This window comes from Sinomonas sp., assembly GCF_036848755.1.
GTDB lineage: Bacteria > Actinomycetota > Actinomycetes > Actinomycetales > Micrococcaceae > Sinomonas.
Map to the genome: position 1 here is coordinate 1 of NZ_DAIUJO010000132.1, position 8,917 is coordinate 8,917.

The following is an 8,917-nucleotide window of genomic DNA, read 5'->3' on the forward strand; positions in this document are numbered from 1 at the left end:
GAAGAGCACGAGGTCCGGGGCGAACCGCAGAAGCCGGTGATCCGGGACAACCGCAAGGTTGACCCGGTCACCGGCGGGGTGCGGCACCCGCAGGATCAGCCCGAGACCGCTCCCGAGAGCGCTCCCGGGACCGGCCCCGCCGGACCGACGAAGGCAGACCTGCCCGAGCATGAGGAGATTCGACCTGTGGACGATGCCCACGACTCGGAGGACGTCCTCGCCCAGGCCGAGCGGATCCTGAGCGAAGCGGAGGGGGTCCAGAACGAGGCTGCCGAGCTTCGCGCCGACCTGCAGCGGCTCCAAGCCGAGTACGTCAACTACCGCAGGCGCGTCGATCGAGATCGGGCCGTCGCGGGGGAGGTTGCCGTGATGGGCGTCCTCTCCTCGATCCTCCCGGTCCTGGACGACATCGACGCGGCGCGGGCCCACGGCGACCTGACGGAGGGTCCCTTCGCGTCCATCGCCGCCAAGCTCGAGGGGATCCTCACGAGCCACGGCCTCGAACGGATCGACGCGACGGGGGTCGAATTCGACCCGAACATCCACGAGGCCCTCATCCAGCAGCAGGGCGAGGGGATCGAGGTCGACACCGTCCAGCAGGTCCTCCGGGCCGGCTATCGGACCGCTTCGCGCGTCCTGCGCGCGGCACAGGTCATCGTCGCCGTCCCGTAGGACGGACGACGGGGCCACGGACGGCGGGGCCACGGACGACGGGGCCACGGACGGCGGGGCCACGGACGGCGGGGCCACGGACGACGGGGGGTGCGCCCCGCCGTCGTCCGCCCCTCCGTTTCGGGTACGGATATCCCCCGTCCCAGGCGTTTCGGGTACGCGTGCTCGTGCAGATCCGTACCCGAAACGAGGATTGGGGGGATTATCTGTACCCGAAGCGATAAGAATGTGATGCAGAGACGAGAAGGAGGCCTCAGTGGCTAGTCAGGATTGGGTGGAGAAGGATTTCTACTCCATTCTGGGCGTGCCCAAGGACGCCTCCGACGCCGACATCAAGAAGGCCTACCGAAAGCTCGCCCGCAAGTACCATCCTGACCAGAACCCGGGCGACGCCGAGGCCGAGAAGAAGTTCAAGGACATCACCGAGGCGAACTCAGTCCTGAGCGACCCCGAGGAACGGCAGCAGTACGACGCGATCCGCGCGATGGGCGGGGCGCGCTTCACGGCTGGAGGCCCGGGCGCGGGGCAGGGAACCGCGGGCTTCGAGGACCTCTTCGGGGGTCTGTTCGGCGGAGGCGCGGGCCGTCATTCCCGCGGGTTCAACACCGGTAACCTCCCGCCCGAGTTCGCCGACCTCTTCGGCGGCTTCAGCACCGGCGGCGGCGGCTTCCAGGCTCCGCCCCAGCGCGGCGCCGACCGCCAGGCGAGCACGACGATCTCCTTCGCGGGCTCCATCCGCGGCACCACGGTGGGCCTTCGCGAGCAGAACGGCGAGGTGATCGAGGTGCGCATCCCCGCAGGCATCCGCGATGGCCAGAAGGTCCGCGTCCGCGGGAAGGGCGCCCCCGGATCGGGCGGTCCCGGCGACCTCATGGTCACGGTGCACGTGACGCCGCACGAATTCTTCACCCGCGAGGGCGACAACATCCGGATCCACGTGCCCGTGAGCTTCGACGAGGCCGCGCTCGGCGCCCAGATCGAGGTCCCCACCCTCGACGGCCGCACGGTGCGGATGAAGGTGCCAGCTGGCACGAACTCGGGAAGGACCCTCCGGGTCAAGGGCCAAGGCGTCAAGACGGCCAAGGGCACAGGAGACCTCTTGGTGACGGTCGACGTCGTCGTGCCGCAGAACCTGTCCAAGGAGGCTGAGGAGGCCGTGCGGGCCTTCGCGGCGGCGACCGCGAAGAACTCCGAGTCCAACCCGCGCTCCGGCTTGGCCGCAAAGGCGAGGCTCTAGACCATGGCCATCGATCCGTACGCTCCGATCTTCGTGATCTCCGTGGCGGCGGAGCTGGCCGAGATGCACCCCCAGACCCTTCGCCAGTACGACCGCATGGGGCTCGTCTCGCCGTCGCGCCAGTCGGGCCGGCAGCGGCGCTATTCGCAGCACGACGTCGAGCTCCTCCGGGAGGTCCAGCGGCTTTCGAAAGACGGTGTCTCCCTCGAGGGCATCCGCCGCATCCTCGAGCTCGAAAATCAGGTCGCCGCGCTCCAGGCACGCGTATCCGAACTCGAGCAGGAAGTCGTCGACGCGCGACGGCGTGGTCCCGACTCCCGCCGCGTCTTCGCCGCTGGCATCGCGGGCGACGTCGTAACCCTCACCCGGGGCCAACGGCCCGAGCAGCGCTCGCAGGCCATCGTCGTCTGGCGCCCACGTCCCTCGACCGGCGCTTCAACGGGACCCGCCCAGTTCTGACGCCGGGGGCACGCGCCCACAGTTCGCCCAACGTTCACCTCGGCCTCGCGGGGAGGGGAGGGCCGGCGTCGTACGGTCGAAGCGTGCCCGACCGCTCGAACCAGGAGGCCCCCGTGCCCACGAACCAGCACCCCGTCGTCCTGCCCGCCGAAGCCCTTGAGGGCCCGGACGCCGAGCTCGTCGATGCGAACATCGACGTCGTCAACGCGATGTACGCAGAGCTTCTCGGCGAGGACGAGATCGCCCTCAACGCCCTGCGCAGCTACTACGTGGACTTCTACCTCACCGAGGCACTCGAGGGCGGGTTCGCCCAGTACGCCGTCAGCGCAGGCGACCGCGAGGACCTCGACCAGCTCGTCCGGGACGGCCTGCGCGAGATGGGCGCGCCCGGGCACCTCGAACTGTTCGAAGCGGCGGCCAAAGCGTTTGACGCACTGAGCGAGGATGACGCCGAGACGTATCTCGTGGGCGAAGGCGAGGCTTCCGCCGCGGTTGCCGCGATGGAAGCGCTCGACGACGAATTCGAGGAGACCCTCGAGGCCGAGGACCTCGTGGCCCTCAACGGCGCCTGGCTCCGCCGGCAGGACGGCCTGCTGGCCCTCGATGATGACGGCATCGAAGACGAGATCGCCCGCCGCGTGGGCCTCGTCCCAGACCTCGAGGAGCGCCGGGCTCAGGTCGAGTTGCTCGCCGACGCCGCGGACGGCGGCTTCGACGACGCGTACGACGACGAGATCGAGAGTGGCGTCGAGGACGTCACCCGGCGCTGACGGTCAGAGAGCGCTGACGGGTCACGCCGCGCTGGCGGTCACACCGCGCTGAATTGGGGGCACGCCTCGTTGGAGCATCCGCGATCCCGCGGGATCCAGCGGTCGCCCTCCTGATTCCAGACAACGTGCCGGTGCTGCCCGCACAGCTCACAGGTGGGGGCGACGTAGCTGCGCTTTTCGTCTTCCGTGTAGCTGCGGAAGTCTGACATGACTCCTCCTCGCTTCGGGGTAACCCAATCTACTCCGGCGGATCCCAACCCGGTACAGGACTTCTACCCGGGGCGGGGGAGCATATCAGAAGCGGGGCATCCATATCAGAATGAGGCCGCCTGCTCGCCACCGGTGCGGGCGGCCTCCCGCGTCCGCCGGTCAGTACCCGGAGGTCCCCGAATTGTCGGAGGAGCCGGACATGCTCGGCGTGCTCGACATCGCCGTGAGCGGAGTCTGGATCATCGATCCGTCGGAGCCCACGACGTACCAGACGCCCGCAACGCCCTGCCCGTGCGCCTGCCCGGGAGCGGTGTCCTTGGAGAAGTAGTAGATGGGCATCCCGTTGATCGTGACCTGCTGCTTGCCGTCGGCGGTGGTGAGGGTGCCGGTCTTGCCTGTGACGCCCTGGAGCATCGGAGCGGTGTCGCTCGTGACGGCTGGCCACAGCGCGGCGCATCCGCCCGTGCACGCGCTCTTCGCCTCGCCGGGCTTGTCGAGCGTGTAGAAGTAGACGGTCATTCCCTTGCCGTCGACGACGATCGTCTGGCCGCCGATCGTCGACGTCTGCAGGGTCAGGGCCGCGGAGGACGACGCGGACGACGCGGACGACGACGGCGAGGTCGACATGGAGGGGGCGCTCGACGTCGTTCCTCCGGCCCCGTAGCCGCTTCCGCTCCCACCCCCGCAGCCGGCGAGGGCGAGGGCGGAAGCCGCTGAGGCAGTCGCGAAGAAGAGAGCTGCTCGCTTGTTCATGATGTGCCCTTCCGTTCTGGGGGCGGCTCACGGCCGCTGACCTGAAGACGACGCCGAGTGCCGTTCGGTTCAAGCGCCACGCGGGTTGGGGCGGGTTGGGTGAGACCGCGTGCTGGGGAGACCGCGTGCTGGGTGAGACCGCGGGTCGGCGAGGGGCCGCGTGCTGGTTCGGGCGAGGACAGAGCGAGGACAATGGGCTGCAGCCCCCGGGCGCGCGATGAACCATTCCGTGGCGCACGTCGTCTTAGGGGCGGAAGCTCCACGGATCGAAGCTCCACGGATCGAAGCTCCGAAGCGGTACCGCAGGCCGGGAGGCAGGATGCCGATGGACGAGGAGGCGGTCGCGGCGATCTACCGCGACCACGGCGCAGCGCTGAGGCGCTTCGCCCGCGGAGCCGTGGGCAGCGATGAACAGGCCGAGGATATCGTGCAGGAAGCGATCGTGCGGGTGTGGCGCCAGGCGCCCGAGGCGACGGCGGGGCTCCGCGCGTACCTCTACCGGACTGTTCGGAACCTCATCGTGGACCAGCACCGCCAGCGCTCCCGGCGCCCGAGGACCGTCCCGGCGCAAGGGGTGGATGGCTTCGACAGGGCCGTCGACGCCGAACGGATCGACGAGCTCTTGGACCGAGTGGTGATGGAGGAGGCACTCATGCGGCTCACCCGGGATCATCGGGAGGCGCTCGTCGCCGTCCACTACCGCGGGCTCAGCGTCCACGAAGCGGCCCTCGAGCTGGGCATCCCTGCGGGGACTGTGAAGTCGCGCTGCTTCTACGCCCTCAAGGCGCTCCGCAGCGCACTCGACGAGTTGGGGGTGGAACGGTGACCCTCGATCATCATGAGGCCCGTCTCGCGCTCGGCGCCTACCTCCTCGGTGCGCTCGACCCGGAGGAGGCGCGCGCGGTCGAAGCGCACGTGGCCACGTGCCGGGACTGCCAGGCCGAGATCGAACAGCTCGAGACGCTGCCTGCGCTCCTCGACTCCGTTCCCTCTGCACGCGCCCAGGCACTCGATCGCGCCGAGGCATTCGACGAAGCCCCTGCCCTGCCCGACGAGGCCCCGGCCCCGCCTGCCCTGCTCGCGAGGGTTCGGGCCCGCCGTCGGGCGCTGCGCCTGGCACTCGCGGGGGCCGCCGCGGCGTCGCTTGCGCTCGGAGTCGCGCTCGGGCCGGTGGTCGCGGGGACGCCGACGGCGCAGCGCCCCCCGACGCCCGCGGTGACGCCATCGCAGACTCCGACGCCTGCGGCGTCCTACTCCCTCACCTCGTCCGACGGCGCCCAGGTCGACCTCGCGCTGGTCCGCAAGGGCTGGGGCACCGAGCTGGACCTCGTGTGCCGGGGGATGCCGTCCGCAGGGGTCTTCAGCGTGTGGATCGTGGCCGACGACGGCGCGCAGGAGCGGGCGGCGAGCTGGAGCTCGACGGGATACGCGGGACGGGCCGTCCTCACCGGCGCGACGTCGTACCAGCTCGCTTCGATCCACGCGATCCAGATCCGGGACGACGCCCAGCACACGGTCGCGAGCGTCACGCTGGGGTGAGCCGAGGGGTCCTCACGACCCGGGCACTCAGGGCCGGGTCCTCACGACCCGGGCACTCACGACCCGGGCACTCACGACCATGCCGTCGGATTGACGGCATGGTCGGGGACGCGGCCTCTCGCCATAGCGATGGCGTTGAGGGCGCTGAGGCGGGACATTTCGGCCCGGACCGAGACGGTCGCACTCCCTATATGCGGCAGGAGGACGGTATTGGGCAGCTCGGCAAGGCGCGGAGCCAGGCGCGGCTCCTCCTCGTAGACGTCGAGGCCCGCACCTGCGATCCGTCCGCTGCGGAGCGCGTCAACGAGAGCGACTTCATCGACCACCGGCCCGCGCGCCGTATTGACGAGGATCGCAGACGGCTTCATCCGTGCGAGGACGCCGGCATCGACGAGGTGGCGGGTGTCCTCGGTGAGGGGGACGTGCAGCGAGAGGAAGTCGCTCGAGGCCACGAGGTCGTCCCACTCGACCTTCCGGACCTTTCCGGCGAACTCTCCGAGCTCCGAGTCCTCGACCATGCGGTCGCCGGGCGGGCGTGGCGCGAAGAGCACGTCCATTCCGAAGCCGAGCGCGCGCTTCGCCGTAGCCCTCGCAATCCTTCCGAACCCGGCCAGGCCGAGCGTGCGGCCCGATACGTCGGTGCCGAGCATGAGTTCTGGCTCCCAGCCGTGAAACCGTCCCTCGCGGACCATCCTGTCCGCCTCGACAACCCTGCGGGCCGTCCCCAGGATGAGCAGCATCGCGATGTCCGCCGTCGCATCCGTGAGGACTCCGGGCGTGTTCCCCACCATGATGCCGCGTTCGGTGGCGGCCGCGACGTCGATGTTGTTGTAGCCGACGGCGAAGTTCGAGACTCCTCTGACCGTCGCCTGGGCGAGCAGGCCTGCGTCGATCCGATCCCGCAGTTGGGTCAGGACGACGTCGTACGTTCCACTCGCGCAGAGAGCCACAAGTTCCGGATAGCTGGGGCTCGCCTCCAGCACCGTCACGTCGGCCGCTGCAGCCAGGAGCGACGGGCCGGGCTCCGGGATCGGCGTGGTCACGAGGATGCGGGGTCGACTCATTGAGCTTCCGTGCCCGAGAGCTCGCGATCGCCCGGGATGACCCAGTCGAAGGCGTTGGCCTTGGACCGTGCGCCCTGCGCCGCCTTGGACCGGTTGGGCTCCCCGAGTTCGGCCAGGAGCTCTTCGGAGAGGCCGACGAGGCCCCCGAACCCGGCTGGGTCGAGCCAAGCCGGACGCGTTGCGAAGAGGAGGTCCTCGCTCGAGGTGTTCCCGCTCGCTCCGGGTGCGAACGGGCAGCCGCCGAGGCCGCCGAGTGCTCCGTCGACGACGGCGGCGCCCGCCGCTGCAGCGGCGAGGGAGTTTGCGACGCCTTGGCCCCACGTGTCGTGCCCGTGGAAGACGATGCGCCGCGCTGGCGTCTCTCCCGCGACGCGGGACACGAGGTCCGTGACCTGGCCGGGGGAGGCTTGGCCGAGGGTGTCGCAGATGACGACGTCGTCGGCGCCGGTTGCCCGCTCGTCGTCGGCGATCCCGAGGACCCGCTCGGGGGCAACCGGTCCGTCGAACGGGCACGTGAACGAGGTGGCGATGCACAGCTGGATGCGTCCGCCGGCGTCCTTCGTCCGGGCAATCGCCTCGGGCATCGCCGCAAGGCTCTGCTCGGTGCTTCGCCCGATGTTCGCCTGATTGTGCGCGTCGGAGGCTGAGAAGCAGTACTGGAGATTGCGGGCGCCGGCGGCGAGGGCCTTCTCGACGTGGCGCGGGGTCGCGACCCAGATCCAGCACCTCTCGAGCTCCTCCGGGGTGAGCCCAGCGACGACGTCGAGGGTGTTGGCCATGGGCGGGACGAGGTCGGGGCGCGCCATGGAGCCGATCTCGAGCTCGGGCACCCCGAGCCGGAGCAGGCTCCGGGCAAGGCGGATCTTGAACTCCGTGGGGAGCAGTTTGCCGGTGAGCTGGAGCCCGTCGCGGAGGGTGACGTCCCGGAGGGCAGGTGCGGGAGGGTTTCCGCGGCTCACAGGAGCGCTCCTTCCGAATGCACGACCGTCTCGATCTGTTCCTCGGTCATCCCGAGGACCTCGGCGAGGACCTCCCTGGTGTGCTCGCCGAGGTCCGGACCCAGAGTGCGGATCGGGAGTGACGTCCCTCCGATGACGGGGACGATGCCGGGGAATCCGACGTTCTCGAGCACTTCCTCGCCCGTGGAGACAGGCAGCCGCTGGATCATGTTCCGTGAGGCGTACTGCTCGTCCCGGCAGATGTCTGCGGCCGTGTAGATGGGGCCGCTGGGCACCCCCGCTTCGTCGAGGATGCGGAGCGCCTCGGCCTGGGTGTGGCGCGCAGTCCAGGCGCCGACGGCGGCGTCGAGCTCCTCGCGGCGCGCCCACCGCGCGTCGTTGCTCGCGAGCTCGGGGTCATCGGCGAGATCCGGGCGTTCGATGGTCCGCATGTACCGCTGGAAGATGGAGTCTCCGTTTCCCGCGACGACGATGCTCGCCCCGTCCTTGCAGACGTAGGCGTTCGACGGCGCGATGCCCTCCATCCGTCCGCCCGTGCGCTCCCGCTTGAGCCCGTAGGCCTCGTAGTCGGGCACGAGGGATTCCATCATCGAGAGCATTGCCTCGTTGAGGGCGACGTCGATGATGCGCTCGCCGAGCGGGACGCCGTCCACGGCGCTGCGGCGCGCTTCGCGCTGGTAGAGCGCCATGACCGATCCGAACGCCGCGTAGAGGCCGGCGATCGAGTCCCCGATCGAGACTCCGACCCGCACGGGTGGCCGGTCGGGGTCCCCGACCAGCTCGCGGAACCCGCCGAGGGCCTCGGCCACGGCGGCGAAACCGGGACGGGGGGACATCGGCCCGGTCTGTCCGAACGCCGAGACCCGCGTGATGATCAGCTCGGGGTTCGCCTCGTTGAGCACGTCCGGGCCGATGCCCCACTTCTCGAGTGTTCCGGGGCGGAAGTTCTCGAGCAGGATGTCGCAGTGCTTCGCGAGGTCGAGGACGAGCCGCCGGCCGGTCTCGGTCTTCAGATCCAGCACGATCGACTTCTTGTTGCGATTGATCGTCCGGAAGAGCATGGACGTCGTCCCGGCCTGGAGGCGCCAGCTCCGAAGCTCGTCTCCAGTGCGCGGGCGCTCGACCTTGATGACCTCGGCGCCGAAGTCGCCCAGCAGGCGCCCGGCGGTGGGCGCGGCGATGTAGTTGCCGAGCTCGAGGACCCGGACTCCGGCGAGTGGGGCGATCGCGTGGTTGTGGTGCATGGTGCTCCCT

11 protein-coding genes are annotated in these 8,917 nt (G+C 70.0%); 6 read left to right on the forward strand and 5 right to left on the reverse strand.

The features are described from left to right. From V7053_RS16250 to V7053_RS16265, 4 genes are all read left to right on the forward strand, one after another. The coding region (locus tag V7053_RS16250; RefSeq protein ID WP_443022655.1) for a nucleotide exchange factor GrpE at nt 1-672 on the forward strand (672 nt) is incomplete at its 5' end. A 256-nt stretch (nt 673-928) separates the two neighbouring features. After that, complete coding sequence (locus tag V7053_RS16255; protein ID WP_334173313.1) at nt 929-1,909, forward strand: DnaJ C-terminal domain-containing protein; 981 nt, start codon at nt 929-931, stop codon at nt 1,907-1,909. Nucleotides 1,910-1,912: 3 nt separating this feature from the next. Beyond that, complete coding sequence (locus V7053_RS16260) at nt 1,913-2,368, forward strand: heat shock protein transcriptional repressor HspR (RefSeq protein ID WP_334173314.1); 456 nt, start codon at nt 1,913-1,915, stop codon at nt 2,366-2,368. Between the two features lie 113 nt (nt 2,369-2,481). Beyond that, nucleotides 2,482-3,138, forward strand: coding sequence for a DMP19 family protein (locus V7053_RS16265; protein WP_334173315.1), 657 nt, complete (start codon nt 2,482-2,484; stop codon nt 3,136-3,138). A 38-nt stretch (nt 3,139-3,176) separates the two neighbouring features. On the opposite strand, the gene V7053_RS16270 is transcribed toward V7053_RS16265, so the two are convergent. Next, entirely contained in the window at nt 3,177-3,347 is a 171-nt protein-coding gene (locus tag V7053_RS16270; RefSeq protein WP_334173316.1) for a hypothetical protein, read from the reverse strand. Between the two features lie 160 nt (nt 3,348-3,507). Next, nucleotides 3,508-4,101 carry a COG4315 family predicted lipoprotein gene (locus V7053_RS16275; protein ID WP_334173317.1) on the reverse strand — a complete coding sequence of 198 codons (594 nt, stop codon included), beginning with the start codon at nt 4,099-4,101 and terminating at the stop codon, nt 3,508-3,510. A 319-nt stretch (nt 4,102-4,420) separates the two neighbouring features. On the opposite strand from V7053_RS16275, the gene V7053_RS16280 reads away from it, so the two are divergent. Then, a complete protein-coding gene (locus V7053_RS16280) occupies nt 4,421-4,927 on the forward strand; it encodes a sigma-70 family RNA polymerase sigma factor (protein ID WP_334173318.1) in 507 nt (168 codons plus the stop codon). Continuing rightward, entirely contained in the window at nt 4,924-5,640 is a 717-nt protein-coding gene (locus V7053_RS16285) for an anti-sigma factor family protein (RefSeq protein ID WP_334173319.1), read from the forward strand. Before V7053_RS16280 ends, V7053_RS16285 begins: the two co-directional genes overlap by 4 nt. Nucleotides 5,641-5,711: 71 nt before the next feature. On the opposite strand, the gene V7053_RS16290 is transcribed toward V7053_RS16285, so the two are convergent. Genes V7053_RS16290 through V7053_RS16300 form a run of 3 tightly spaced genes read right to left on the reverse strand, consistent with a single transcriptional unit; the run spans nt 5,712 to nt 8,907 of the window. Further along, nucleotides 5,712-6,704, reverse strand: a complete 993-nt coding sequence (locus tag V7053_RS16290; RefSeq protein ID WP_334173320.1) for a 2-hydroxyacid dehydrogenase — start codon at nt 6,702-6,704, stop codon at nt 5,712-5,714. Continuing rightward, nucleotides 6,701-7,663, reverse strand: a complete 963-nt coding sequence (locus V7053_RS16295; protein WP_334173321.1) for a hydroxymethylglutaryl-CoA lyase — start codon at nt 7,661-7,663, stop codon at nt 6,701-6,703. Before V7053_RS16295 ends, V7053_RS16290 begins: the two co-directional genes overlap by 4 nt. After that, nucleotides 7,660-8,907, reverse strand: coding sequence for a CaiB/BaiF CoA transferase family protein (locus V7053_RS16300; protein ID WP_334173323.1), 1,248 nt, complete (start codon nt 8,905-8,907; stop codon nt 7,660-7,662). Before V7053_RS16300 ends, V7053_RS16295 begins: the two co-directional genes overlap by 4 nt. Nucleotides 8,908-8,917 lie beyond the last annotated feature (10 nt).

Coding starts and splice junctions, on each gene's coding strand:
- V7053_RS16300 (WP_334173323.1), bottom strand. CDS start 8,907: ATGCACCACAACCACGCGATCGCCCCACTCGCCGGAGTCCGGGTCCTC.
- V7053_RS16280 (WP_334173318.1), top strand. CDS start 4,421: ATGCCGATGGACGAGGAGGCGGTCGCGGCGATCTACCGCGACCACGGC.
- V7053_RS16290 (WP_334173320.1), bottom strand. CDS start 6,704: ATGAGTCGACCCCGCATCCTCGTGACCACGCCGATCCCGGAGCCCGGC.
- V7053_RS16270 (WP_334173316.1), bottom strand. CDS start 3,347: ATGTCAGACTTCCGCAGCTACACGGAAGACGAAAAGCGCAGCTACGTC.
- V7053_RS16275 (WP_334173317.1), bottom strand. CDS start 4,101: ATGAACAAGCGAGCAGCTCTCTTCTTCGCGACTGCCTCAGCGGCTTCC.
- V7053_RS16260 (WP_334173314.1), top strand. CDS start 1,913: ATGGCCATCGATCCGTACGCTCCGATCTTCGTGATCTCCGTGGCGGCG.